The sequence below is a fragment of the Actinopolymorpha sp. B9G3 genome, assembly GCF_040120725.1.
In the GTDB taxonomy this organism is placed as follows: domain Bacteria; phylum Actinomycetota; class Actinomycetes; order Propionibacteriales; family Actinopolymorphaceae; genus Thermasporomyces.
Map to the genome: position 1 here is coordinate 621,784 of NZ_JBEEAB010000001.1, position 26,031 is coordinate 647,814.

Annotated in this window: 25 protein-coding genes; 15 read left to right on the forward strand and 10 right to left on the reverse strand. The window is 68.8% G+C overall.

What is annotated here, in order from left to right:
- Positions 1 to 131: 131 nt before the first annotated feature.
- The 4 genes from ABNF93_RS02740 (at position 132) to ABNF93_RS02755 (ending at position 3,051) form a co-directional block, all read left to right on the forward strand.
- Complete coding sequence (locus tag ABNF93_RS02740) at positions 132 to 1,325, forward strand: helix-turn-helix transcriptional regulator (RefSeq protein ID WP_349325887.1); 1,194 nt, start codon at positions 132 to 134, stop codon at positions 1,323 to 1,325.
- 270 nt (positions 1,326 to 1,595) lie between these two features.
- Positions 1,596 to 1,895: a zinc finger domain-containing protein gene (locus ABNF93_RS02745; RefSeq protein ID WP_349325888.1), complete on the forward strand. Its 300-nt coding sequence runs from the start codon at positions 1,596 to 1,598 to the stop codon at positions 1,893 to 1,895.
- 215 nt (positions 1,896 to 2,110) lie between these two features.
- Positions 2,111 to 2,863 carry an SDR family NAD(P)-dependent oxidoreductase gene (locus tag ABNF93_RS02750; protein ID WP_349325889.1) on the forward strand — a complete coding sequence of 251 codons (753 nt, stop codon included), beginning with the start codon at positions 2,111 to 2,113 and terminating at the stop codon, positions 2,861 to 2,863.
- Between the two features lie 47 nt (positions 2,864 to 2,910).
- Positions 2,911 to 3,051, forward strand: a complete 141-nt coding sequence (locus ABNF93_RS02755) for a hypothetical protein (protein WP_349325890.1) — start codon at positions 2,911 to 2,913, stop codon at positions 3,049 to 3,051.
- Here ABNF93_RS02755 and ABNF93_RS02760 read toward each other — a convergent pair.
- Positions 3,028 to 3,612, reverse strand: coding sequence for an SRPBCC family protein (locus tag ABNF93_RS02760; protein WP_349325891.1), 585 nt, complete (start codon positions 3,610 to 3,612; stop codon positions 3,028 to 3,030). The two genes, ABNF93_RS02755 and ABNF93_RS02760, sit on opposite strands and share 24 nt — an antisense overlap.
- Complete coding sequence (locus ABNF93_RS02765) at positions 3,612 to 3,941, reverse strand: YciI family protein (RefSeq protein ID WP_349325892.1); 330 nt, start codon at positions 3,939 to 3,941, stop codon at positions 3,612 to 3,614. The genes ABNF93_RS02760 and ABNF93_RS02765 overlap by 1 nt, the downstream gene beginning before the upstream one ends.
- 407 nt (positions 3,942 to 4,348) lie before the next feature.
- Here ABNF93_RS02765 and ABNF93_RS02770 point away from each other — a divergent pair, with 407 nt between their 5' ends.
- Complete coding sequence (locus ABNF93_RS02770; RefSeq protein WP_349325893.1) at positions 4,349 to 4,735, forward strand: RidA family protein; 387 nt, start codon at positions 4,349 to 4,351, stop codon at positions 4,733 to 4,735.
- Between the two features lie 48 nt (positions 4,736 to 4,783).
- On the opposite strand, the gene ABNF93_RS02775 is transcribed toward ABNF93_RS02770, so the two are convergent.
- Entirely contained in the window at positions 4,784 to 5,659 is an 876-nt protein-coding gene (locus ABNF93_RS02775) for a TIM barrel protein (RefSeq protein WP_349325894.1), read from the reverse strand.
- An 80-nt stretch (positions 5,660 to 5,739) separates the two neighbouring features.
- Positions 5,740 to 6,816, reverse strand: coding sequence for a Gfo/Idh/MocA family protein (locus ABNF93_RS02780; protein WP_349325895.1), 1,077 nt, complete (start codon positions 6,814 to 6,816; stop codon positions 5,740 to 5,742).
- A gap of 249 nt (positions 6,817 to 7,065) precedes the next feature.
- On the opposite strand from ABNF93_RS02780, the gene ABNF93_RS02785 reads away from it, so the two are divergent.
- Entirely contained in the window at positions 7,066 to 7,980 is a 915-nt protein-coding gene (locus ABNF93_RS02785; protein WP_349325896.1) for an arginase family protein, read from the forward strand.
- Between the two features lie 90 nt (positions 7,981 to 8,070).
- A complete protein-coding gene (locus ABNF93_RS02790) occupies positions 8,071 to 9,090 on the forward strand; it encodes a DUF4331 family protein (RefSeq protein WP_349325897.1) in 1,020 nt (339 codons plus the stop codon).
- A gap of 71 nt (positions 9,091 to 9,161) precedes the next feature.
- Here ABNF93_RS02790 and ABNF93_RS02795 read toward each other — a convergent pair whose 3' ends face one another.
- Complete coding sequence (locus tag ABNF93_RS02795) at positions 9,162 to 10,100, reverse strand: CU044_5270 family protein (protein WP_349325898.1); 939 nt, start codon at positions 10,098 to 10,100, stop codon at positions 9,162 to 9,164.
- Positions 10,093 to 10,704, reverse strand: a complete 612-nt coding sequence (locus tag ABNF93_RS02800; protein WP_349325899.1) for an RNA polymerase sigma factor — start codon at positions 10,702 to 10,704, stop codon at positions 10,093 to 10,095. Before ABNF93_RS02800 ends, ABNF93_RS02795 begins: the two co-directional genes overlap by 8 nt.
- A 570-nt stretch (positions 10,705 to 11,274) precedes the next feature.
- On the opposite strand from ABNF93_RS02800, the gene ABNF93_RS02805 reads away from it, so the two are divergent.
- Both ABNF93_RS02805 and ABNF93_RS02810 read left to right on the forward strand, forming a co-directional pair.
- Complete coding sequence (locus ABNF93_RS02805; protein ID WP_349325900.1) at positions 11,275 to 12,672, forward strand: MFS transporter; 1,398 nt, start codon at positions 11,275 to 11,277, stop codon at positions 12,670 to 12,672.
- A 43-nt stretch (positions 12,673 to 12,715) separates the two neighbouring features.
- On the forward strand, positions 12,716 to 13,261 hold the full coding sequence (locus tag ABNF93_RS02810; RefSeq protein WP_349325901.1) for an NADPH-dependent FMN reductase: 546 nt from the start codon (positions 12,716 to 12,718) through the stop codon (positions 13,259 to 13,261).
- Positions 13,262 to 13,269: 8 nt separating this feature from the next.
- On the opposite strand, the gene tuf is transcribed toward ABNF93_RS02810, so the two are convergent.
- Positions 13,270 to 14,451: an elongation factor Tu gene (gene tuf, locus ABNF93_RS02815; RefSeq protein WP_349325902.1), complete on the reverse strand. Its 1,182-nt coding sequence runs from the start codon at positions 14,449 to 14,451 to the stop codon at positions 13,270 to 13,272.
- A 476-nt stretch (positions 14,452 to 14,927) separates the two neighbouring features.
- Here tuf and ABNF93_RS02820 point away from each other — a divergent pair, with 476 nt between their 5' ends.
- Positions 14,928 to 15,467 (forward strand): histidine phosphatase family protein, encoded by a 540-nt coding sequence (locus tag ABNF93_RS02820; protein ID WP_349325903.1) that lies wholly within the window; start codon positions 14,928 to 14,930, stop codon positions 15,465 to 15,467.
- A 26-nt stretch (positions 15,468 to 15,493) separates the two neighbouring features.
- On the opposite strand, the gene ABNF93_RS02825 is transcribed toward ABNF93_RS02820, so the two are convergent.
- Positions 15,494 to 16,261, reverse strand: coding sequence for a 2-phosphosulfolactate phosphatase (locus ABNF93_RS02825; protein WP_349325904.1), 768 nt, complete (start codon positions 16,259 to 16,261; stop codon positions 15,494 to 15,496).
- Between the two features lie 221 nt (positions 16,262 to 16,482).
- On the opposite strand from ABNF93_RS02825, the gene ABNF93_RS02830 reads away from it, so the two are divergent.
- Together ABNF93_RS02830 and ABNF93_RS02835 are read left to right on the forward strand one after the other, a co-directional pair.
- Entirely contained in the window at positions 16,483 to 17,862 is a 1,380-nt protein-coding gene (locus ABNF93_RS02830) for an HNH endonuclease signature motif containing protein (protein WP_349325905.1), read from the forward strand.
- Between the two features lie 413 nt (positions 17,863 to 18,275).
- Positions 18,276 to 19,745, forward strand: a complete 1,470-nt coding sequence (locus ABNF93_RS02835) for a right-handed parallel beta-helix repeat-containing protein (protein WP_349325906.1) — start codon at positions 18,276 to 18,278, stop codon at positions 19,743 to 19,745.
- Between the two features lie 12 nt (positions 19,746 to 19,757).
- Here the strand turns inward: ABNF93_RS02835 and ABNF93_RS02840 are convergent, their stop codons facing one another.
- The gene (locus ABNF93_RS02840; protein WP_349325907.1) at positions 19,758 to 20,573 is read right to left on the reverse strand and encodes a trypsin-like serine protease; all 816 of its coding nucleotides are present in this window, start codon (positions 20,571 to 20,573) and stop codon (positions 19,758 to 19,760) included.
- Between the two features lie 128 nt (positions 20,574 to 20,701).
- Positions 20,702 to 23,296, reverse strand: a complete 2,595-nt coding sequence (locus ABNF93_RS02845) for a polysaccharide lyase family 8 super-sandwich domain-containing protein (RefSeq protein WP_349325908.1) — start codon at positions 23,294 to 23,296, stop codon at positions 20,702 to 20,704.
- Positions 23,297 to 23,462: 166 nt separating this feature from the next.
- Between ABNF93_RS02845 and ABNF93_RS02850 the strand changes: the two genes are divergently transcribed.
- The 3 genes from ABNF93_RS02850 to ABNF93_RS02860 all read left to right on the forward strand — a co-directional run bounded on the left by ABNF93_RS02850 (position 23,463) and on the right by ABNF93_RS02860 (position 25,832).
- Positions 23,463 to 23,912: an SRPBCC family protein gene (locus ABNF93_RS02850; RefSeq protein ID WP_349325909.1), complete on the forward strand. Its 450-nt coding sequence runs from the start codon at positions 23,463 to 23,465 to the stop codon at positions 23,910 to 23,912.
- A 9-nt stretch (positions 23,913 to 23,921) separates the two neighbouring features.
- Complete coding sequence (locus ABNF93_RS02855) at positions 23,922 to 25,130, forward strand: DUF418 domain-containing protein (RefSeq protein ID WP_349325910.1); 1,209 nt, start codon at positions 23,922 to 23,924, stop codon at positions 25,128 to 25,130.
- 120 nt (positions 25,131 to 25,250) lie between these two features.
- The gene (locus tag ABNF93_RS02860) at positions 25,251 to 25,832 is read left to right on the forward strand and encodes a hypothetical protein (protein WP_349325911.1); all 582 of its coding nucleotides are present in this window, start codon (positions 25,251 to 25,253) and stop codon (positions 25,830 to 25,832) included.
- Positions 25,833 to 26,031 lie beyond the last annotated feature (199 nt).

A 26,031-nucleotide genomic window follows, 5' to 3' on the forward strand; every position in this document is an offset into this window, starting at 1 on the left:
TCAGTTCCCGCCGACGCCGCCGGTGTGTTGGCGCCTCGTCGAACGCTGTGCCTGCCGGGCGGGTGAAGGGATAGCCACCCGAGGGGTACAGATGTACCCTGCGGTGAAGCGATCACGAGGGGACATCCGCCATGACCGACGACATGTCACCCGGAGCCCGCCTCCGACTCTTCCGCGAAGCCGCCGGCAGATCCCGCCCCCAACTCGCCGGCCTCATGGGCTGCTCTCCCGAATCAGTCAAGGCCATCGAGACCGGCCGCCGCGAACTCACCCTCACCATGGCCGTCCGCGCAGCCCGCGCACTCAACATCAAAGACCTCTCCGCACTCTTCGGCGCCGACGTTGCCTACACCGTCCTCGAACGGCCCAGCCACGAAGCACTCCCCGACGTCCGCCGCGCCCTGCTGCTCCACCACCCTGACGACGGCTCGCCCCAGGCCACCGACTACATCCGCACAATGCTCGACTCCGCCTGGCAGACCTGGCACTCCTCGGCGAAACAGCGCACCGAGACCGGCAAGGTGCTGCCCAAGCTGATCCGCGACGCCCGCACCGCCGCCGCAGTCGGCGACGATCGCCGCGAAGCGAACCGGTTACTCGCCGAGGTCTACCACCTCACGCAGGCATGGCTCGCATGGCACGGCGACCGCGAACTCTGCTGGATGTCCGCCGACCGCGCCGTCGCCGCTGCCCAAGCCGCCGACAACCCACTCTCCCGCGCACGGGCGTCCTGGTACTACGCCCACCTGGTCCGCGCCATCGGACACAACGAAGACGCCATCACCGAACTCGGCCACGCCATTCCGCTCGTCCGCGACCGGATCGACTCCGACCGCGACTACGCAGCCGCCTACGTCGACCTCGAACTGTGCGCCGCGCTCACCCTCGCACGAGCCGGCGACGAATCCGCCTGGTCCCACTGGGACGACGCCAAGCTCGCCGCCGAACGACTCCTGCCCGACGGCTACGCCCACCCCTACACGCGCGTCGGCCAAGCGATTGTCGACGTCTATGCCGTCATGATCGCCGTCGCCATGGGACGCGGCGACGAAGCCCGCCGACGCGCCGCCAACCTCGACCCGGCGTCCATCCCCTCCACCGAACGCCGCGCACGCCACCTGCTCGAACTTGCACGCGGCTACCGGTTGGCCGGCGAGGACATCGGCGCTGTCCACCTGCTCGCGCAGGCCGTCGACGCCTCCCTGGAGACCGTGGTCTACTCGCCACCGGCGAGGTTGCTCACCCGTGAGCTGCTGCGGATCGTGCCGCCGTCGACTCGGGAAGATGTCGAGCGGATCGCGTCACGGATCAGCCTCCGCGACTAGGGGTACTCGCCGTCACCGGGGACAACGAGTACCCCGGAATCTGCTGAACCGCCTTTACCGTCTTTCCCGTGACGCGGCGGTCGGATGTCCCCAGCATCCCATCCCACGCCCGGCCGCTGCGTCGCATCCAACAGACAGGCGCGGCGGCCTGGAGGCGGGTCGCCGCGCCCGACGCGCGGGGAGGGACTCCATGCGGTCCAGGCTGTGGAAAGCGGCCACGTTCACCATCTGGATGACCGTCGGCATCGCGTATGTGGCGGTGATTGGGCGATGAGCTACCCGGTCGAACCCGTCGACACCGGCAAGCTCGACTGGATCTTCGATGGCACGCTCGCCGGTCGCGGCTACACGACCCACGACCTCGCCACCCTGGTACGCGTGCTGTCTCGCCCATGCCCGCACTGCAAAGCCCAGCCAGGCGAGTGGTGCCGCAACACCGGCACTGGCCGGCCAATCGAAGACCTCGACCGGCAGCACGTCGCCCGCCGCATCACCGGCGGCCCGGCACACCGCACGCCGCCGCGAGCTCGCCCAGGTGCTGAGGATGCATCACCGCGTCCCGGAGGCTAAAGAAGCTGGGACCTACGGCCGCTGCGTACTCACCGCGCTGTCGCACTAGTACCGTGACGCGCGCCGCCGTCCACCTGCCATTCTGTTGGGCCACCTGAGATCTGCCGCCGGAACCGTGCCGCCGAACTTCACCGAAGGTCACGCCGTGGCCGATCGCCGAGCGGGGGAGAAGTTGCGGCCGGGCCGTTCATCCTTCTCCGTGGCATTCTGCCGGTATGACTTCCTCCGGAATGCTGTCGGACAAGGTCGCGCTCGTCACCGGCGCCAGCCGCGGCATCGGGGCCGCTGCGGCCCGCTTGTTCGCTCGGGAGGGCGCGACCGTCGTCCTCGCCGCCCGTACCGAGAGCGCCCTGACGTCCGTCGCCGCGGAGATCCCTGGCGCCTCGTACGTGGTCGCTGACCTCGGCGATACTGCGAGCATCGATCGGGCGGTAGCTACTGTGGTCGAGCGGCACGGGCGGCTGGACGTCGCGTTCAACAACGCCGGGGTCGGGGTGCCGCCACACCGTGTCGCGGACTTTCCGGAGGACGACTTCGACCTCGTCATGCGGGTCAACCTCAAGGGCGTGTTCTACGCCGTGTCGGCGGAGGTGAAGGCGATGATCCAGAGCGGCGGCGGGGCGATCGTCAACACCAGCAGCGTGGGCAGCCTGATCGGAAACCCGGCGTTGCCCGCGTACGGGGCGGCCAAGCGTGCCGTCAACAGCATCACAGAGTCGGCGGCCGTGTCATATGCGTCGGCCGGAATTCGGGTCAACGCGATCGCCCCGGGGTTGACGATCACCGAGATGGTAGAGGAGTGGAATCGTCACGACCCTGGGGTGATCGACCGGATCATCTCGAGCACGCCGATGGGCCGGGCCGCCGCTCCGGAGGAAATCGCCGAGTCGGCCGCTTGGCTGCTGAGCGATCGCGCGTCCTACGTGACGGGCGTGGTGCTGCCGGTCACCGGGGGCGCTGCCGTGTGACGCGACCGCCGTCCGACCGGGCGGTCTGCCGCGTACCGTGCCCCTGGGTGGCCGGGCTCGTCAAGCAGGCCGTGGCCTTCATCGACAGTCGTTCGGCTGCCGAGCTCGACGAGCCACTCGGATTCTCCGAGCATCTCGCCCAGATCCGTTCCTGGCTTACGGGATCAGGCGCGCTCCATCCCGCGTAGCGTCTCGATCATGTGCCGGCGCAGTTGGGCGAGCCGGCCGTCGACGATCTCCGCGGCCTGCTCCGGGTGTTGGCGTACGGCCGCGCGCACCCCGGTGTCGCCCGGGCCGTGGACGAAGGTGTGCCGGACGCGGGTCTCGTCCGCCGATCCTCCGGGCGTGAGTTCGTACGACCAGATCGACCCAGGCCGGTCCGGATCTTCGGCACCGTCGAGTACCACCCAGGCGAACCTGTGAGGGCGCTCGGCCTGCGTCACCACGCAGGTCACAGTGCTGACGTTCCCGTTGGCGAACCGGTTGTCGCCGGCGAACCTCGCACCGACCCGCGCGTACGCCTGCGCGGGCGCCGGCACCTGCGCCTGCACCTGCGCGTGTGCCTGCCCGGCACCGTCGTCGAGCCACGCACCGTGGACGCATTCCGGGCTCCACTCACCGATCCGGGTGACGTCGGCAATGAGATCCCAGACCCGGGACTGGGGAAGGGCAATGGTGAGGTCGATGTGGGTCCGCGCGCCGGTGACCCTCACCTCCGCCGCCTGGTCGCGGTCGCCTTGCGTACCCATCAGTCGCCCTCCCAGAAAGGCCGCACCTCGACGGTGCCGAACTTCGCGACGGGGTGCTTCGACGCGATCTCGATCGCCTCGTCGAGGTCGGCGCACTCGATCACGTCGTACCCGGCCAACTGCTCCTTCGACTCCGCAAACGGCCCGTCGGTGACCATGAGCTCGTCCTTCCGCACCCGTACCGTCGTGGCGTCGCTGACACCACGCAGCCGATCACCGTCCAGCCGGACGCCACGGCGCTCCATCTCCTCGAGCCAGGGCGTGGCGTCGGCCTCCTCGGGCGGCACCTCGAGCCCTTCCTCGGCGCAGATCAACAGCATGTACTTCATCGTTCTCCCCTTCTCGTCGGCGGTCCTCACCGACGATGACGAACGGGCGCCGGCCGAATCGACAGACTCCTCGGGCGAAACTTGCTCGGGCCGGGCCGACAGGACTTTGCGGCGGAGGGCGCCAAGATTGACCACGCTGAGCAGGCCTGCGCCCTGTGAATGACCACGCTGAGCAGGCCTGTGTACGCAGGACAGGCGTCGACGCCCGTGCCTGGTGTTACAGGCATGCTCAGCGTGGTCATTTGCGACGCCGGTCAGGTAGCTGTCGCACAGCTCACGCCGCAGTGATCAGGGAATCCACCGCTCCCCTCACTCCGTCCACTCCATGGCCGGCTATCGTGATCAGCTCCAGCTCGCACTCGCTGGATGGGCACCACCTGGAGCCAACCCGACATCTGGAGAGATCCGTGCAGCAGCACTACGTTCGCCCCGACGGTCTTCCACCGGTCAACGGCTACAGCCATGCGGTCGCCTTCAGCGGGCGCATGATCGCGATCTCCGGGCAGGTACCGCTCGACGCGGAGGGCAACCTGGTCGGCGGAGACGATGCCCAGATCCAGACGCGACAGGTCTTCGACAATCTCGCGGCCGCTCTCGCCGCGGCAGGCGCCGGCATGCGGCATGTCGTCAAGCTGACCGTCTATCTCACCAACCTCGCCGACCTTGCGGCATTCCGAACCGCACGTGACGACTATCTCTCACCGGACACCCCGCCGGCCTGCTCGCTGGTCCAGGTGAGCGGCCTGGTCAACCCGTCGTTCCGGATCGAGATCGACGCCCTGGCAGCGATCTGAGCCGGTGCGACTCCTTCGACCCGCCGGGAGCTCCCACCCCCTGAAGCCTCAGACGCCGAGAGTACGCAGGGCCTGCCGGCTGACGACGGCACTCTCGAGCGGCGTGGGCAGCTGCGTCACGTCCGTTTCGACGATGAGCCAGCCCTCGAAGCCCGCGCCGTCGAGGATCCGCAGCACCTCGGCGAAGTCGATGCTCCCCTCGCCGATCTCGGTCCAGATGGCGTTCTTCTCGAACGTGGAATAGTCCCAGCCGGCCGCTTTGCCCTTCTGCGACACGCTTTCCACGATGTCCTTCAGGTGCATCGTCTTGATCCGTTCGGCATGGCGCCGGGTGAACTCGACGACGTCGACGCCTCCCCACGCCAGGTGCCCGGTGTCGGGACCGAGGAACAACACGTCCGGATCGACCGAGGCGAGCAACCGCTCGATCTCGGCTTCGGTCTCGACGAAGGTGCCGACATGATTGTGGAAACAGCTGCGTACGCCGAACTCCAGGGTCGCCCGACCCACCGCGTCGAGCCCGACCGCCAGACGCGCAAAATCCTCGTCTGACAAGGAATCCTCGGGACTCGGATGGGCCGCGACCTCCCAGCGCGTGCGGCCGGAACGGGTCGGCTCCTTGAAACCACCGTCGGCAACGTAGATCTCGGTCAGGCCGAGCTCTGCCGAGATGCTCGCCACGCGCCTCGCCGACTCCACGTGTTCGTCACGTTTGCTCTCGTCCCAGAAGCTGCCGCTGAAGTAGCCGGGCGCGGGAACCAGGTTGTGGCTTTCGTACAACTCCTTGATATCGCGCGCCGTCCGGCCGCCGCGGGCGCTCATCGGCGCACCTTCGTAGCCTGCCTGCGCGATGTCGGTGAGGACGGCCTCCTCCGAGCCGGTTCCCCGCCAGGTGATCTGACCGCATCCAAGCCTGACCTGCATCAGCTGCCTCCTCGGCACATTCACGATGAACTCGACCCGAGCCGACTGGGGCGCGACGCCGCGCCGACCGCTGGACCGCCTTATCCGACGAGCGACTCGCGAGCCTCCGCCGACAGTGGCGGCGCGGGAGTACACGTGGTCGTCAGCTCCACCCGGCTGCCGGTCCGAGCCGACGTCACCAGACCCTCGATCATCTCCACGACATGGCAGGCGATCTCGGCACTCGCCCGCGGCGTCTGGCCCGCGCGGATCGCCCTGGCCATCTCTCCCACACCCAGACCACGCAGGTTGTGTGGCCAGCTTTCCGATTGGCGACTGCCGGGGATCTCGGTCCGAGAGTCCTCGCCGTGCTGACGGACGTACGCCGGTTCGCCGAAGTTGTTCGGATTGGGAAAGTCGACCACCCCGGTGCTGCCATAGACGGTGAACGCCGGCACCTCGTGCCGGTGGTCGCTTCCCCAGACCAGTGTGACGTTCGTCAGCACTCCGGAGGCGAACTCGATGACTCCCGACGATGCGATCGAACCACCGGCCGGCGGCTCCACCGGGGTCTCGCCTGCGGACAGAGTTCGCGTGAGCCCGCTGATCCGCACCGCGGGGCCGAAGACATTCACCAGAGCGCTGAGATAGTACGGCGCCATGTCGAAGATCGGCGTCGCACCTTCGCTGTAGAAGCTCGCCCGGGTCATCGCGCTGCGGAACATCGCCGCCGACGCTGCCAGCGGACGCCCGATCGCTCCGCTCGCGACGACCTCCCGCGCGGCCTCGAAACCCGAACCCAGCAAGGTGTCAGGTGCACAGCCGAACGCCAACCCACGTTGGCGTGCCTCGTCGACGAGTTCGCGTGCGGCGACCACACTGGTGGCGAGTGGCTTCTCCGAGTACACGTGCTTGCCCGCTGTCAAGGCCGCCTTGCTCACGTCGGTGTGCGCGACGATGGGCGTGAGGTTGAGTACGACGTCGACGGCGGGGTCGGCGATCAACTCCTCCGCGGACATCGCCCTCGGCAGGTCGAACTCCTCCACCGTCTGCTGCGCGCGGGCCGCGTCGACGTCGGCGACCGCCACCACGTCGACGTCGGGAATCCTTGCGAGAATGGGCAGATACATCCGGCTGACATTGCCGCACCCGACGATGCCGATTCCGGTCGACTCCATCACTCACCTGCTCCCGTCGTCTCGCCTCGACGCTAGCAGTCGAACCGGGAACCGGTGTGTCCGAAACCTGACCCAAGCTGTTGGCGCTCATGGAGAGCTCTGGGCGGCTCCCTGCCCCTGATCTTTCACGTGACCGCGTGACCGCGTGACCGCGTGGCCGTGCAGTGGGAGCCGTCGTCCTCGGCCGTGACGCGACGCTCGTTGCGATCCGGAAGAATAGCGTCCGGAATTGCTCCTATGGTCGTGCTCATGAGCGAGGACAACCTTCTGGGTACGACAACTCTGGGACTGCTCGGCGTTCCGTCGAGTGCGGCGGCGCACTGGCCTGGGCAGGAGAAGGCGCCGGCGGCGTTACGGGACGCCGGGCTGATCCGCCTGCTCCGCGAGGCCCGGCTCGACCTGGAGGACCACGGCGACCGCCCGGTCGTGCGGTGGCGGCCACACCCGACCGAGCAACGGCCGCACAATCTGAGCCGGGTCCTGGACGTCCTGTCCGACGCCCGGGCGCAGATCTCCCGGATCGTCGAGGCCGGCCAGATCCCGCTCGTGCTTGGCGGGGAGTGCACGCTGGCGATCGCGCTCTACAGTGCCGCGGTGGCGCACGACGAGGACGTGGCGTTGCTGTACTTCGACGGAGGACAGGACCTGTCCAACGACCCGGACAACCCTGAGGGCGTGCTGGACGGGCTCGGAGTCGGCCACCTGCTCGATCGGCCGGGCATGGCTTCCGCCCTGGCCGACTTTGGACCTCGGCGTCCGCTGCTGAGCCCGGAACGGTTGTGTTTCTTCGGATATGGCGAGCCGGAGGAGGACCGGGACGGCCTGGTCCCGAGCCCTCGGTTCCCCGCCGGGGACGTCAGGGCCGATCCCCGAAACGCCGCGCGCCGCGCGCTGGCGGCCCTCGCCGCGGATCGCTTCGTGGTGCACTTCGACGTCGACGTGATCGACTTCTACGATCTTCCCGTCGCCGACGTACCGCTGTACAACAAGGGGCTGACGACGGCCGAGGCGATGACGGCCCTTTCCGAGATCGTGGCGCACCCGGGCTTTGCGGGGATGACGTTCGCCGAGTTCAATCCCGACCACGGCGAACCGGACGGCTCGACCGCCCGCGTTCTCGCCGAGGCTCTGACAAGTGCGCTGAGACCGTTGGCGGGTAGGTGACTCCGAGCGCTCACGCGTCAGCGGTACGACCGTTCGAGCGTTCCGGTGTTCCGCGGTTTTTCGGCGGGCGGGCGATGGTAAGGGCCAGACGTGTCCAACCACTTCACCGGCCTCAGCCTCGGGCCGCCACTTGGCGACCAGCGCCTCGATCTGTGCGACCTGTACGCCTTCGCGGCACCCGACGATCCGAGCAGGACCGTCCTCATCCTCAACGCCAATCCTCGCGCAGATGCCCTGCACCCCGACGCCATATACCGCCTGAACGTCGACAACGACGGCGACTACCTGACCGACGTCGCCTTCAGCTGGGTCTTCAGCCCGCCGGCATCCGACGGTTCGCAGACCTACAGCGTCTTCATGGCCACCGGTGCGGACTCCCGCAGGCCCGAGGCGGCCGGCACCAAGATCGTGTCGGACGCTGCCGTTTCCTTCGGTCCTGAGGCCAACGTGGTCAGCAGCGGCGACTACAAGGTCGCCGCTGGTAGCCGCAGTGACGCCTTCTTCTTCGACTTCGACGGAATCAAGAATCTGTTCGACACCAGCGGCAACAGGAATTTCACCGCACCGCACCTGGGCGGGAAGTCCCCGTGGACCGGCGTCGACTCCAACAGCACGGCGAACGTCTTTTCCATGGCCATCGAACTGCCGACCGCGGAGCTGGTGCCAAAGCCCGAGCTGCACATCTGGGGCCGGTGCAGCGTCCTACGCGACGGCGAACTCGTCCACGCGGACCGGGCCGGACACCCGTCAATGAGCAGCTTCTTCAACACCGACGACACGAAGGAGGAGTACAACGCCAGCGAACCGGTCAACGACCGGGCCAGGTGGACGGACCAGTTCGTCCACCTGTTGGGCCACACGGGCGGCTACTCGCGTGAGGAGGCGATCACCGCGCTCGACGAGCACGGCCTCCTGCCGGACGTGCTGCACTTCGACCCGGCCAAGCCGGCCGCGTACCCCAATGGCCGGACATTCACCGAAGACGTCATCGACATCCGCGTCGCGTTCCTCACCAAGAACGAGGCGCCGCCCACCGGCCTGACGCCCCACACCGACACCCTGGACAGGTTCCCGTACCTCGGCGACCCGCACCCGGCAGGCACCTCCTGACGGACCCTCTTCGGTTGCGGGACCCTGCCCCAGGTCGCGTGTGCCTGTCTCACTGGCGCCGTTCTCCGGTCTCACTGGGGCCGTTCTCCGGCCCGGTCGGTGAGAGCGGACTCGAGGAGGGCGGAACCGCTTCCGTCCTGACCGCGTTCCCCGAGATACCCGTACGTCTCCGGATCGACGAGGAACTCGTACCCCTCGAAGTTCTGGCCCGGCGGCTGGGTCGACGGCTGGTACCTGATCGTCACCGCTGCGCGCCCGGCCGGGTCCTCTCCGTCGACGGTGACCTGGACCCCCGGGATCCGCGCGAGCGCGCGGAACAGCGCGGCGTGCAGGTCAGGTGGCGGCAGGAGTCCGCCGGCACCGAGCAGGTCCCTCGCCACCCAGAACGCCTGGCTGTCCGCGGTCTGGTCGGGGTCGAGGTCGCCGAAGCTGGCCCACACGCCCAGCCGGCGAAGCTCGCCCAGCAGGAGGGCCGGATCGCGCGGCAGCGACTCGTGGTGGTGCCAGACCCGCTGCGGAGACAGCGTGCGCTCCTCGCCGTGACCGCCGTGCTCGCCGCGAGGTTCCAGCGGTGAGGACAGGAGGCCGTCCGGGCACTTCCCGCACTGGGGTACGTAGGTGACGGTCTGCCTGCCGTCGAAGCGCCACCATCGCTCGACCTGCTCGTCCATCTCGCCGCCCGGCCAGGTGGTCAGTCGTTTCGTGTAGAGCCATGCGTTCGGATGCGTGCGTTCCGCCGGTGGCTCGCCGTCGTCCACCACGGTCGCGGCCTGGCGCAGGAAGACGGCGGCGTCGGCGACCTGGGACGGCGAACTGCGCAGCGTGTCGGCGACCGTCACGCCCGCGGCCAGTGCCAGTGCCAGGCCGACCGTCACCGCCAGCCGCCAGCCAGGCCGGCGACGCGGTGGCACCATGCCGGCGACCAGGCGCCGCCGGATGCCGGCGAGCCCACTCTGGGTGGGCGGGGGGACGGTTTCCCGTAGCTCGCGCAGGACCTGGAGATCATCCATTGCCGGACTCCTCGTCGATGATGGTCGGATCTGTCCCGCCCAGCGCCTCACGTACTTTCCTTCGGGCCCGGTTCAGCCGCGACCGCACCGTGCCGGTGGGAATGTCCAACGCCATCGCGATGTCGGCGTACGACAGCTCCGCCCACGCGTACAGCAGCAGGACGTCCCGGTCGCGTTTGGCCAGCCGGGCGAGCGCTGCCGCGAGGTCGCGGTGCATCCCCTGAGCGGTGACGCGGGCCTCGACCTGTTCGGCGTACGAATCCACGACGGGATCGACACCGGTGCGGGCGAGGGCCCGGTAGGCGCGGACCTCCGCGCGTCGGTGGCGCCCCACCAGATTCGACGCGATGCCGTAGAGCCATGGCAGCGCATCGGGTCGGGTGAGGTCGTACCGTCTTCGCCGTCGGAACGCCGCGAGGAAGGTGTCGCCCGCCACATCGTCGGCGGCCGACGCCCCCAAGCGCCGGCTGACGTACCGGTGGATCGGGCCGCCGTGCCGGTCGAAGAGCGCGGCGAAGAACTCGGGCTCACGCCAGGAACGCTCGATCAGGACAGCATCGCTCGACTCGTTCGTCCGGTCGTCGGCGGCGAGCGCTGCGGTCATGCCGGGCTCCATCCTGGTGAGCATCCCGTGAGCAACGGGTGGTGAGGGAGGGTTCACCTCCTCACCCGATCAGCGCACGCGGGTTCACGGAATTCGCCGATCGGACGCTCCACCGACGACCGCATCTCGCGTACGCCGGTGCGTTCGGGCGGAGAAGAACGTTCGTGCACCGAACGTCGGTGCACGGGAGGCCGCGTCGGCAGGAAACGCCCTACGCAGCAAGAAAATTTGGCGCGGGCCCGGTGGACACGTGGGGGCGGCTTCAACGTCCAGCGCGGCCGGCTTCACACCCTGCACCGGCACTTCGGATAAGTCACTCCCGGGCCCGCTGGCGATGATCGTACAGCACCTTTCTGTGCAGCGGTGGTCGCTGGGAAAAGCACCTCCGTGCGGCGTCGGTCGCCGGAAAGGTCATCTCCCCGAGGCGCTGGTCGGAGAGGAGACGCAGTCGACAGCTTGACCTCAACGTTTGTTGAGGTCCTACGGTCGTCGAGGACGGCCGAAGAGGGGGCGCACTGGCGCACCGAAGACGCCGCCAACCCGGGTCAGCGGCGAAGGGACAGAACGCAGATGAGCGCAGGTGTGGAACGCACGCGCTGGGGACCGGTCACGGCCCTCGGGTTGGCCATGCTGGTGGTCACCTCCGAGATGACCATCGCCGCCGTCACGCTGCCGGGTCTTGGCCGGGATCTCGGCGTTGGTCCGGCCGCGACCGCCTGGGTGCTCCTGGCGTACGCCCTGCCGATGGCGGCGATCGCCATTCCCGTCGGCCGGTGGGTCGACGGCGCCGACGTCCGGGCGACGTTCCTGCTCTCCATGGCCGGCGTGGGGCTGGCGAGTGTGCTGGGTGCGGTCGCACCGGCGTTCTGGATCCTGCTGGCCGCACGGGTGCTGCAGGGAATGGCGGCCGGTCTGGTCGTCGCCGTCTACATGCCCATCGTCCTCGGCAGCGTCCGCCAGGAACAACGCGGCCGTGCGTTCGGCGCCATCGTCACGATCATGACGCTCGGCGGCATGGCCGGGGTCCCCCTGGGTGGACTGGTCGCCGGTGCGTTCAGCTGGCGCGAGGTCTTCGTGATGAAGATCCCGCTGCTGTTCGTCGTGGTGTGGCTCGCATTCCGAACGGTACGAAGCGGCCCTGGTCGCGGCCTTCCGTTGCCACGCCTCACGTTGCTCCACGAGGCGGTGCTGCTCGGCGGCGCCGTCACCGCAGTCCTGCTCGCCTTCGACCAGGTGGACGATCGCCCGGTCATCGCCGGTGGGCTCACCCTCGCGGCGCTGGCGCTCGGCACGTGGTGGGCTCGCCTGCCATCGGCCCGCCCGGTGCTCACGTTGGTACGCGGGCGGACGTTCGCCGCCGCCCTCACCGCGTTGTTGTGTATGAGCCTCACGATGGGGCTGATCGTGTTCCTGCTGCCGTACCTCATCGCCGACGTGTTGGCGGGAAGCCCGGAGCTGACCGGGATCGCGCTGCTGTTCTTCGTGGGCGTCATGGCACCGATCTCCCCGGTCGCGGGGATGCTTTCCGACAGGTACGGCACGATGCTGGTCGCCAGAGTCGGCAGCGCGGTCATGGTGGCCGGGATGATCACCATGGCCACGGTGGGAACAGAGGCAGGTCTGGTGGATCTCGCCTGGCGCCTCGCCGTGCTCGGTGCCGGTGCCGCGTTGTTCAACACACCGATCAACGCGGCGATCCTGGCCGCCACACCGGCCGGGATGGCGGGGACCGCCGGCGGCCTCGCGATGACGGCGCGTACCGTCGCCACCACCGTCGGGCCAGCGGTCGCTGCCCTGTGCTGGACACTCGCCGGGGGCGGCATCGCCGGTTTTCGTTCCGGTGTCGTGGTCCTCGCGGTGGTCGCGTTCGGTGGGCTCGTCGCCCTCTGCGTGGTACCCCGCCATGTGACCGATCCCGTCACCGCGGCCGCGCAGAGCGTGGACGCGGACGCATCACCCGTAGCCTGAACACGCTCTCCACGACCGCGCACCTTCACCCGAGGAGTACGCAGTGACGTCCGAGGAACCCGTCCAGCTCGCGGTGATCGTGGGCAGCGTCCGCGAGGTACGGTTCGGTCCGGTCGTAGCTACCTGGTTCGTCGGCCGCGCCAAGCAACGCGACGACCTGACCGTCGACGTCATCGACCTCGCCGACACGCCGATTCCCAGCGCCGGCTTCGCAGACCGCATCGGCGTCGCGGATGCGTACGTGGTCGTCACACCGGAGTACAACCACAGTTTTCCCGGCCCGCTGAAGCATGCGATCGACAGCGTGCGTACGCAGTGGAAGGCGAAACCCGTCGGCTTCGTCAGCTACGGCGGACTGTCCGGTGGCCTGCGTGCGGTCGAACCCCTTCGCGTCGTCTTCGCCGAGCTGCACGCGGTGACGGTCCGGGACACGGTGAGCTTCCACGGAGGTCGGCGGTGCTTCGACGAGGCCGGAAACCCACGCGAAGCCCACCAGGTCAATCTGGCCGCCACCATCCTGCTCGACCAGGTGACCTGGTGGGCACACGCGTTGCGAAGCGCCAGAGCCGTACGCCCGTACGCCTTCTGACCCTTCCTTCAATCCAGGTCGACGACGGTTCCGGCGCCGACCGTACGGCCACCTTCGCGGATCGCGAAACCGAGCCCGGCGGCGAGCGCGATCGGCTTGCCGAGTTCGACGGTCATGTCGACCGTGTCGCCGGGCAGCGCCATCCGACCCTCGCCGAGCAGGATCGTTCCCACCGTGTCGGTCGTACGAAAGTGGAACTGCGGCTGGTAGCCGGAAAGGAGCGGCTTGCGCCGCCCACCCTCGTCCGCCGTCAGCACCCGGACCCGGGCCCGGAACCGCGTGTGCGGCCGGATCGAGCCGGGTGCGCTGACGACCTGCCCGCGGCGGACCTGCTCACGCTTGATCCCCCGCAGGAGCATCGCCGTGTTGTCGCCGGCCTCCGCGTGGTCCATCGACTGACCGAACGTCTCCAGCCCGGTCACGACACTGGTCAACGGCTCGTCGACCAGGCCGACCACCTCGACCGCCTCACCGACGCGGACCGCACCCTGCGCCACCACACCGGTCACGACCGTCCCGCGCCCGGTGATGGTGAGCACGTTCTCGATCGGCAGCTGGAACGGCTTGTCCAGAACGCGCGGCGGCACCGGCACGTACGAGTCGATCGCGTCGAGCAGGTCGTCGATGCGGGCGATCCAGTACGGATCTCCTTGCAGGGCAAGAAGTCCGGACACCCGGACGACCGGAACCTCGTCGCCGGGGAACCCGTACGCGGTGAGCATGTCGCGCACCTCGAGCTCGACCAGGTCGAGCAGGTCGGTGTCCTCCACGGTGTCCGCCTTGTTGAGCGCCACCACGATGTGGCGTACGCCGACCTGCCTCGCCAGGACGATGTGCTCGCGTGTCTGCGGCATCGCACCGTCCTCCGCGGACACGACCAGCACGGCACCGTCGATCTGGGCCGCGCCGGTGATCATGTTCTTCACATAGTCGGCGTGGCCCGGCATGTCGACATGCGCGTAGTGCCGGGTCGCGGTCTCGTACTCCACGTGCGTGATGGTGATCGTGATGCCGCGGTCGCGCTCCTCGCGGGTACGGTCGATCTGCTCGAACGGCACCGCGCGGGAGAGCCCACGGTCGGACAGCACCTTGGTGATGGCGGCTGTCAACGTCGTCTTGCCATGGTCGACATGCCCCATCGTCCCGATGTTGAGGTGCGGCTTGCTGCGTGCGTACAACTGCTTGGCCATGGGTGTTTCGTCCTCACCTACGATGGAATTCCCGGGCTCGCGCTCGCGAGTGTGCGGGAACGTGAGAACCACGGAGTACGGCCGGTTATTTCGAGGCGGCCGGTTGATCCGGATCGAGTCGCCTGGTCGGTGATCCGACCCGCGCCGTGCTCTGGTCCACCCCTCTCCGCTGGTTCTCCGGAGGGGACGGAGAGGGGTCAGCTTCGGGCGCCGTCGACGGGCGCGCACGCCGCGCAGGCAGCCGGCAGCGCGCTCAGCAGCGTCTTGGCTGCGAGCGTCAGGAAGCCGACCGGGGCGAACATGCCCGCCAGCATAGGATTCCGCAGGGCTGCGGTCGACCGGATTACGGATAGGCGCGACGCGCTGCCGGCGATGGGCGGCTCTACCGTCACATGGTCAACCGGCAGGCCGGCAGCTACCTGGCACCGGGCCGACAAACCGGCGCGAACGGGAATGGCCCAGTAGCCTGTGCGGTTGTGACGATTCTGGAGATCCGGCGCCACAGTCTGCGCAAGAACACGGGCGGTTCGCAGCTCTCGCAGGAGGGGGTGGACCTGGCCCGCAGGCTCGGCGAGTCCATGGGCCCGTTCGCGGTCGTCGCCACCTCCGTGGTCCCGAGGGCACGGGAGACCGCCCTCGCGATGGGCTTCGCGGTCGACCAGGAGGTGGTCACCCTTGCTTCGGACGAGGAAGGTCTCCACGCCGAGTCGGCGGAGTCGCAGTGGTGGCAGGCTGATCATCCGTTCGCCGCGTTGGCCGCACTGATCGGACAAGGCGGGGCGAGCTACCGCTATGCCCACGCGCTCGCCGCCGTCTGGCGTGACCTGCTGACGCCGTTGTCACACGACCAGGCCGCGCTCGTCATCGGGCACTCCGGCGACCTGGAGTACGGCCTGGTCGCCTGCTTCCCCGACGCCGATCACCGCCGGTGGGGCCGACCGTTCGGCTGCTGCGAGGGTGCCCGGCTGACCTACGCCAATCGCTTCTGTGCGGTGGAGTTCCTTCGTACGCCATGAGTTCGTGCCCGCAAGGTGCGCGTGGATCAGGTGGCCGCGACGAATGCCCCGTCGGTGAGGACGGGGACGATGCCCGAGCCGTCGATTTCAGTGGCGACGGCCACATCTTCGGCGAATCCGTACGCGATGAGCTCCCGGCCCGACGCGCAGTCGGCGACCGCGGAGGTGACATCGGCCGTCGTGCGGAAGCTGGCATGCGCGTTGAGCGCCTCCGGGGACAGGCCGTCACGCCCGGCGTCGGCGAGGGCGGCGATGACAGCTCCGGCACCGAGGAGATCCTCGAGCGCTGGTCGGAGGGATCCGTCCGGCCAGCGCTCACCGGAGGCGATCACCGCGACCGGGCGTTCCGGTGACCCGAAGCCGTTGTCGGCGAGCCAGCGTCCGGTGGCGCGCGCGTTGCGTAGGCTTCCGGCCACCACGGTCGCGCCAGCACTGGCAGCCGCCGCCGAGATCGTGGAGCCGTTGGGTGAGGGCAGTACCAGGCGGTCGGCGGTCGGGGCACGGCGAAGCGCGGCGGGAGACAGCGACCACGGGGACTCCTCCGACACCGCCTTGCGGCCGACGGCCAGCCGGGCACCCTTGTCCTTCGCGAAGGTGGCGGCCGTCTCGTCACGCCACGCGTAAGGGAACACCCGCGTCCCCGCCTCGACGACAACGGTGACTGCCGTGGTGAAGGAGAGGACGTCGACGACCACGACACAGGCGCAGCCATGGCGGATCCGCTCCGCACCCGCCGGACCCCACTCGAACCGGATGCCGTACGGAGACTGTGCGTACCACGGAGCCGCTGACACAACCGGCAAGTATGCCACGATCACTGGCCTCCCCTCAGGGCCGCGATGCCGACGCCGATGCCTTGCGGCAGTGGCTTGCGCGCACCCTTCCCGTGATCATGATCGTGATCATGAAGGTTCTGTCGACCTATGGCCCGCTTTCCCTTCACGATCATGGAACGGCCCTTGTTTTACAGGCTTTCCGGGATCGGGCTGTCGGTGGTTGGGTCTAGGTTGGGATCATGGAAACGGCCACCACGACGGCGACCCGCGGCACCGGCACCGGCACCGGCACTGGGGCGGGCACTGGGGCGGGCACCACCACCGGGCGGGGCCCCGACGGGCAGGCGCCGCGACACGGGTTGTCGGTGCTGGTGTCTCGCATGCGTGCCCGGCTCGGCGAGGAGTTGCCGCCGGTGTTGTGGTCGATGGCCGAGGACGAGTTGGTCGATCTACTTGTCGATCTGCAGGGTCTGCTCGCCCAAGCTGAAGCCGCGTCCCTGGCGGCGGTGCGCGAGGTCGACCGGCGCGATCTGGGCAGGACCGCCGGCGCCACCTCGACCGCCAACTGGCTGTCCGGGCTGCTGCGGATCCGTCCCGGCAAGGCCAGCCGACGGGTGAAACTCGCCCGCGACCTGGACACCACACTGGCGATGACCCACACCGCTCTGAACGCCGGTGACATCGACGTCGAGGCCGCCGACGTGATCGCCCAGACGATCCGCGACCTGCCCTCCGAGGCCGGGCCGGACGTCCGGTTCGACGCCGAACGGGCCATGCTCGACCACGCCCGGGTCTTCCACCCACAGGACCTCACCCGGATCGGCACCACCATCCTCGGCACAGTCGACCCAGATCTTGCCGACCGGATCCTGGCAAAGAAGCTTGCCGACGACGAAGCCAGGGCAGCCCGTCGACGAGAACTCTCGATCCAGGACGACCCCTACTCGACCTCGAGCTTCCTCCGCGGAAAACTCGACGCCGAAACGGCCGACATGCTCCGCACCGCGATCGAGCCACTGGCCAAACCGCGACCCACCGACGCCGACGGACCCGATACCCGCACCGCCAGCCAACGCCTCGGCGACGGTTTCCACGAACTACTCCGCCGCTACCTCGACTCCGGCGAATCACCCACCCACGCCGGAGAGAAGCCCCACCTCGTCATCACCATCACCGACACGAACCTGGCGGACGGCACCGGCCACGCCACCCTGCTTCGCACGGGCACCCCGATTTCTGCTCGTACCGCCCAACGCATGGCGTGCGACGCGAAAGTCTCCTATTGGGGCATCGTCAACGGCCAACAAGCCCTCACCGACGGCACCCGCCTGTTCGTCGGCAGAACCCGCCGCCTGCTGGAACTCCGAGACCGCGGCTGCGCCTTCCCCGGCTGCGACCGCCCCCCGTCGTGGTGCGACGGCCACCACATCATCGCCTGGCTCCAAGGCGGACCCACCACCGTCGACAACGGCGTCCTCTTGTGCGGCCACCACCACCGCCTCGTCCACCAAGGAGCCTGGCACGTACGCCTCGCCGACGACGGCCGGCCGGAATTCATCCCACCCGAATGGATCGACAAGACAAGGCAACCCCAACGCAACAACAGGCTTCGTACGTAGGAGCGCGCGGTTCTTCGTCTTGCCTGGTCGGACGAGACAACGGCCCAGACCAAGGCACGGGACTTTGCGTCCGTACTGGGCCAGCTTCCTTGACCGCCTGATCACCTTCACCTACCGTCCAGCACGCCCGGTCGGGATCTGGGCATCGCGGGGTCTTGCGTACGGACCCTCAGCTGGAGGCTGCCCCATGTCACGGTCCACTCCACGCCCCGCGACCAAGGTGGCGCGCCGTCTCCGCCGTCCGCTCATCCGTCGTGGCGTGCGTCAACCCCTGCTCGGCATCATCGCCGGGCTCGCCGCGCTCACCGCCTTTCCGGACAGCGCTGGCCAACGCCGGCCGGTACGCGTTGACGGGTCGGCCCGCCTCCTTCACCCTCCACGGGATGTCCGCCGCCACCGTGAAAGGCCCACCCATGTCTCGTCGAACGCACTCCCGTCACACCGTTGGCGACCCACCTGACCGCACCACCCGACGGGGCATCCTCACCGGAGCTGGCATGGCCGCCGGCATGGCGGCCGGGCTTGGCGCCGCCGGAGCCATGGCCCCACGCCCGGCCCTCGCGGCACCCGAGCAACGACTGCGGTCCTACTACGACGTCCGCGACTTCGGCGCCACCGGCGACGGGAACGCCGACGACCAACCTGCTATCCAGGACGCCATCGACGCGGCGTCCGCCTCCGCCGACGGCCTTCCGCAGGGTGGCGGGGCCGTCGTCTTCCTCCCCTCGGGTCTGTATCGCGTCGGCCGTACGCTGCGGATCGAGAAGTCCAACGTGGGACTCGTCGGCATCGGTGCCGGCAGCGTCATCCAAGGCGCCGCTGCTGAGGGACACATCATCTACGCTGGTACGCCCGACCCGAGCACGCCAGTACGGAACGTCTTTTTCGAACACTTCGCGGTGACGGCGGCGGTGCGCAAGGTCTCGGGTGCCGGCATCTTCTGCGAACACGCCGAGCGTTACCGCATCGACGACGTGAAGGCGGCACCGCAGGAAGTCGGTCCCGGCCCGTTGTACGACGCGTTCTACTTCCGGTTCTTCGACACCTGCGTACTCTCCAACGTCATGGCGATCGCGCACCACGCAGGTGTGACACTGCACGGAAAGCCCAACCAGAGCTACGGTGCAGGGTTCTGGCTCATCGGTGGTTCGCGGGTCATCGCCGATCTCGAGAAGGGCAGCGTCGGTGTGCACATCGGTGGAAGCTCTGGCGGCATCGTCTTGGAGGATGTCGACGTCATCGTCAACGAGACCAACGTTCTGATCGACGACGCACTGAGCGGCACCATCAACCGGGAGATCTTCCTCAACCAATGCTTCATCGACAGCGCGAGCGGGCACGGTCTCGACGTTGCCGCGGGCAGTGTGGCATTGCTCCACCTCAACAACACCTGGGTCTCGGCCAGCGGCCGCAACGTCTTCGGAACACCGGATCCGCCACCAAGCGACGGATTCCCGCGCGGCAACAACATCAACTACCGCAGCGACCCCGACGCCGCCGCACCGAACCGCCGAGGGCTGAACACCGTCATCGTGGACGGGTGCCGGATCTTCAATGCGTACGGCTCTGGAATTGCAGCCGGCTCCGGGAAGTGGATCATCACCGGAAGCAACGTCCTCTACAACGGTCTCGGCAAGAACGGCGGACATGGGATCGCGCTGCTGGGCGACCAGGTCAGTGAGGCGATCATCAACGCGAACATCGTGTCGGACAACGGCTCCCCCGAGGGTGAACCGAGCCGGCAACTCGGCGAGGGCATCCACATCGGACCAGGCGTACGCAACTACATCGTCACCCACAACATCGTGCGCGACAACGCCACCGGCCAGATCGTCGACAGGGGACGAGGAAACAAGATCGTCAAGGACAACCTGACGAACTGACCGGTCGCCGCGCTAACGGAGGTGGCTGCCGAACGCGGACTGGAGCCAGGTGAGGTCGTCGGCACGGTCGACGCGGTACACGCCGCCGGTACCCGCGCAGTTGCCGTTGATGCCGAAGGAGGTGACTCCACCGACGACACTGGAGTTGCCGATGAAGTTGGGGCCACCCGAGTCACCGAAGCACGTTCCGCCGGTGTTCGCGTTGTTGGACAGGAGGATGGAGTAGTCCCCGGTGAAACCGGTGTTGATCTGGAGGAGATGCGGATGGGCGACCATACGCACGCGCTGGTTGTTGGCGAGGAACGAGGCCTGGTCGGGGAAACTCTCCTGGAGCCCGTAGCCGACCGCGGTGAACGTGACGTCCTGGGCGCCGCGCCTGGAGGCCATCGCGTCAAGCACGTCCTGCTTCGGCAGCGAACCGTACGCACTCATCTTCATCGGCTTGCTCAGCACCACCACGCCGAGGTCGAACCGATAGAAGGCGTCCGGATCGTAGCTGGGATGGGTGTAAGTCGTGCCACCCACATCGCCCTTGTCGGGGTAGCCGTTGGCGGGGATGCCGGACTCGACGTCGGCATCGAACCAGATCTCCGCGTGGGCGGCGGGAGACTCGGTGCAGTGGCCGGCCGTCAGGAAGAGCGTTGCCGACAGGAGCGTGCCGCTGCAGCGCCACAGGGGATTGCCTTGGGCGTCATGCGCCACCATCAGACCGACGTACGGATGGCCGTCGCCGTCGAGCTCGCCGTCGGTGATCGCAGCGGCGGGACTCCACGAGAGGGCGAGAAGGGCGAGAACGGAAACCGCGAGAGTGACGGCCTTCTTGACCATGTGAGCTCCTCAAGATCCACTCCTGCACGACGTGCGGACACTGTAGTCCGCCACGCCGTGGTGGCGTAGCACATTGACCGATGCGGTCGCCAGCCGCTCCGGGTGGGCGGGGGCCAACGTCTCGTGTTCTAGCGGCGGAGGGTGACTCTGAGGCTGCGACCGTACGCATGGCGGGTGTCGCACTCCACCCGCGTACCGCCGGCGTCGCGCCGCACCCGCACGCCGTCGTCGGCCGACACCACCGTCAGCGGGGCGCCGCGGAGCAGGACGCTCACCGTCGCCCGCTCCATCGTCGGGTCGGACACGGCGACCGTGATCTCGCCACCACCCTGCCGCGTCTGCGTGATCACCGAGGCCGGTCCGTCGATACTCATCCCGGCCGCCTCATGCCGACCGTCGGCGAACACGTTGGCGGCGGTCAGCCCGAGCCCGGTGTGCTGGATCGCCTGGACGCTCCGGCTGTTGGCCAGCACGGTGAGCGGCCCGTCGGCGTACGACCTCAGCTGGGCCTCGCCGGCATTGGGCACGAGGGCGTACGCCAGCGACGACGGCGCGGCACCGGCGGGCTGGTCGATCGAGACGCCGAGGACCTGCCGGGTCACCTGCGTGTCCGGGTTGGACGTACGCACGACTCGGCGACTACGGGTCACGGTCTCCAGCCCGACCGCCACCTGGCGCGGCTCGAGGAAGACGTACCCGACCGCGGTGCCCTCGCTCGCGTTGGCGTAACGCAACCACGCCAGCGTTCCCGTGCCCGGGCCCGACCAGGCGCCGCCGTCCCGCAGCGCGCCACTGATCGCGATCTCGTCCGACGGCGCGGCGGTCCGGGCGTCGACGCTCGTCGTCACCGCGCGGCCGGCCGGGTCGCCGACGTTCGCGGCCAACACCACGATCTCGTCGTCCAGCATGAACCACGACTTGGTGGCCGTGGCGTTCTGGTAGACGACGAAGTCGTCCGGCAGGATGCCGCTCTGCTTGTCGACGTACGCAACGTCGTCGGACTGCACCATCCCGGCCACGCCGTACGCATCGAGGGTGGCGCCGCCGGAATGCCGGTTGGTCCCGCGCGGGAAGTAGACGTAGGTGTTCTGCGACTCCGACGACGAGGTGAAGTTCAACGGGTGGTCGGGGTTGTCGTAGTACGGCGTGCCGTAGAGCTCCGGAATCGTCCTCCGCTGCTCCACCGGCGCGGTGACGCCCGCCAGCGCGTAGGGCGAGACCGTCGAGAAGTAGTCGATCCCGTACGCCTGAATCTGGTCCTGCCCGGCCAGGTAGAGGTAGTAGGCGCCGTCGCCCTGGAACCACGGCAGGAGATTCTCGCCGCTCATGTACTCGTACTTGCTGATCCGGTCCGAGCTCCGCGCCAGCGCGAAGGCATAGCCCGGACGCCGGTGGACGTTGCGGTCCATCGCGTTGAACGCCACGCTCCGCGCCGGCGGGTTGAGGTCCGCGGGCGTGATGCCGGAGTCGCCGAGGACGTCGGCGTAGCGGGCCACGCTGACCGGTGACACGAAGCTCGTCGGGTCCAGCGCGACGGGCGACGTCGACGCGATGGACTTCACGTAACCCTGGAGAGCGGCCGCGTCCGCGCCGGCGGCGTAGTCGGCGAGGTCGACGATCGCCTCGACGATCGTGCGGACGTCCGCATAGCCGGTACCCGTCCGCGACACGGCACGGCCCTTGACGACTTCCATCATCCAGCCCTCGAAGATCAGCGGTGCGAACCCGTCCCTGACCCAGCCCTGCACCACCGCGACCAGACCGTCGCCGCGGGCGTACTCCGTCCCGTCGAGGATCTTGATCGTCTGCACGACACGGGTGAGCAGGCCGCGGCCGTAGGAACCGGTGTAGGCGACCGAGTGGTGCTGGATGAACGACCCGTCGGCGTAGTAGCCGTCGGTGACGCCGTGCTGCAGGTCGTACGGATCGATGGTGGCGAACACGGTGAGCTGGTCCGCGAGCGCCTTCGCGATCCGCGCGTCGTCCCCGAGCAGCGCACCCTGCAGGATCCGGTTGGTGGTGATGTCGGCCAGGTTGGCGCCGGTGTGGAAGCGCGAGTCGAGGTCGACGTCGCCGTCCTTGCCGTTGCGGAGGTAGGCGTCCATGGCGGCGACGTAGGTCTGGACGAGGTCGGGGCGGTACGCCTGCACCTGGTCGGCGAGCAGCGCCAGGGCCTTGCTGACGTGGGTGGAGATGCCGATCTCCCAGTTGAACCAGTTGCCGTAGTACCCCTGCTCCTGGTCGCCGTAGTAGGTGTCGTGCAGCCAGACCAGTCCGTCGATCACCCGGCGCTGCACGTCGAGGTTGTCTTCGAGGTCGGAGCCACTGCCCGGCGTCCGGGTGGCGAGCGCGATGTCGGAGAGGTTGCGGAACGACGTGGTGAGGTTCGGATCGCTGGTGCCGAGGGGCAGGCCGGCGAAGAGTGCGCCGTCGCCGGCGTTGTCCATCGCGGCGAGGTGCGTACTGGCGGCCCGGTCGATGCCGGCCAGCTTGGCGGCGACCTCGGGTCGGGCGTTCGACTCCGGGGTGCCGGCGAAGATGCCGCGCGTGTTGTCCAGCAGTCGCGTGCTGTCGGCGGCCGCGGTGGTGGAGGAGGCGGCGGAAGTGGAGGAGGAGGCGGCGGTGTCGGCAGTGGTGCGGGCGCCCGCCGGTCGCGGTGTGGCCACCGGCAGCAGGCTAGCGGCGGGCACGACGGACAGCAGGCTGCGACGGCTGATTCTCACGGGCACTCCTCGACGACACCGGCCGGCGGAAAATTCTGACGACAAGAGACAAGCAGAGGTAACTATCTACGACAAGGCTCGTCGCCCGACCGAGGCCGAACTATTCCTGCGCCGGCCGCGCTCTTGCACCGAGCGGCATCGTCAGATACGCCCTAGGCTCGCCGGTGTGGTCATCGTCGGAACACGCGAGATCGCGGCGCCGGCTGAGCGCGCGTGGTCGCTCCTCGTCGACTGGGAACGGCAGAGTGAGTGGATGCCGGCGACGACCGTACGCATGCTTCCCGGCCCGACGCACGGGATCGGCACCCGGCTGGAGGCGGTGACGGGCTTCGGCCCGTTGCACGTGGCCGACCCGATGCGGGTCGTCGCCTGGGAACCACCGCGCAGGTGCGTCACACTCCACGAAGGACGGTGGCTCCGCGGAACCGGCACGTTCGCGGTCGAGCCGCTGGGCCGCGACCGGTGCCGCGTGACGTGGCGTGAGGACCTTGACCCGGGGCCGCTACTCGGCCGCGTTCCGGGCGTTCCCACCCTGCTCGCCCGCGCGTCGCAGCCCTTCTTCGCCCTCGCGCTCCGCAGGTTCGGCACCGTACTCACGGCGTACCCGTCCCCCTAGGGTGCTTCCATGGTCGACAGTTCCGCCGCCGTCCACGCCTCACCCACGCCACCGCGGGCGGCTGGTCCCACCGCACTCGCGGCGCGCTCGCTCGCGCCGGACCTCGCCCGTGGCCTCATGCTGCTGTTCATCGCCCTCGCCAACACCCACACGTTCCTCCATCTCGGCGGCTGGAACGTCCGGGCCCATCCCCACGCTGGCGGGGGCAGCGCACTCGACGCCACCGTGTCGGCCGTGCTGACCGTGTTCGTCGACGGCCGTTCGTACCCGATGTTCGCCGCGCTGTTCGGCTACGGCCTGGTCCAGATCATGCGCAAGCAGGAACGCGCAGGGCTCGACTGGCCACAGACCCGGAAACTGCTGCGCCGTCGCGGCTGGTGGCTGGTGGTGTTCGGCGTGCTGCACGCCACGCTGCTGTTCTACGGCGACATCCTCACGTCGTACGGCCTGATCGCCGTCGTCCTCGTCGGCTCCCTCCGCGCACAGGGGCGCGGCCTCGCGATCCGCCTCGCGGTCTGGCTGACCCTCGGGTCGCTGGTCTACGGACTCTTCTCACTGCCGGTCGACGAGAGCGCCGAACAGTTCGCGGGACCCATGATGCTCGCCACCATCGACGACCCGCTGGTCGCGATGGGCTACCGCGCCCTCATGATCCTCTTCAGCGGGCCGGTCATCGCCGTCACCGCCGCCGGAGCGGTCCTGCTCGGCGCCTGGGCGGCCAGACGACGGATCCTCGAGGAGCCCGAGCGCCACCTTCGGCTGCTGCGCCGGACCGCGGCTGTCGGCATCACCGTCGCGGCGGTCGGCGGGCTCCCCCTGGCGCTGCAGACTGCCGACCTGCTGCCGATCAGCAACCCGGCCGTCTTCGTCAGTGGCACGCTGCACGCTCTCACCGGTTACGCCGGCGGGCTCGGCTACGCCGCGGCGATCGCGCTGTTCGCCGTACGCCTGGGTGAGCGGCGTGGCCCTCTCGTGAACGCCCTGGCGGCCACCGGGCAGCGGTCGCTGACGTGCTATCTGCTGCAGTCGTTGGTGTGGTACGTCGCGTTCATGCCGTTTCTGCTCGACCTCGGTACCCGTGTCGGTGTCACGGTGACCTCCGTCCTCGCCATCTGCACCTGGGCGATGACCGTCGTCGTCGCCGACCTGATGCGCCGGGCCGGCCAGCGTGGGCCGTTCGAGGTGGTGCTTCGCCGGCTCGTCTACCGCCGCCCCTGAAGGGATCTCGCCCGCTCGAGTCGCCAACAGGCGACGCGCTGAACCCGGGGGTCACTTGCGCCTGCCACCATACCCCCCTATGGTATGCGGGACAGCACTGCTCGAGGTTTGGGGACCACGATGACCGAGACCAAGCCCACGGCGCCACCAGGTTCCAGTACCCATGGCCCACTACGCCGCCGCTGGCCCGCCCTGGCGGGAGTCGGCTTCGCCGCCCTGGTCGCCTTCGATCTGGCGAGCGGCGTCGACCTGGCACCCGTCCTCGCCGCGTCCGCCGTGGTCTACATCGGCGCGGCGGCACTACGGAAGCCGGCCGCAGCGTGGCCGATGTTCTTCGCCACGGTCGTCGTCATCACCCTGGCGAAGCTCCTCGACGTCCGCGTCGATGCCACCTGGATCCTGCTCGGCGGCGGTGTCGCCCTCGCGGTCTTCGGACTGCTGCGCGGCGCGATCCGCCCCACGTACGGGCTGCCGTTACAGAGCATCGCCCTGCTCGGCTTCGGCGCCGCCGCGGTGGTCGCGATGCTCATCAACGCAGATCTGGGCGGATACCTTGTCGCGGCCGGGCTCCTCGGGCACGCGGCCTGGGACGCCCATCACCACCGGACCAACCGGGTCGTCGCCCGTTCCATGGCCGAGTTCTGTCTTGTGCTCGACACCGCCCTGGCGTTGGTGATCGTGCTCGTGACGGCCCTGGGCTAATGCAGCCGGGGCGACGGCGTGATCCCGATCAGGTAGCCCGGACACCCGCGCGCCCTGGGCGGCGGGCGAGTGAGAGGGCCAGGCCGGACCCACAGCCGACATCGAGCAACTCCACCCCGGCAAGGGGCGCGAGCGCGGCAAGCGTGGCGTCGTACAGCGGCTGCTGGAATGGTTCCTGCTCATAGGCCCAGTCACGCGG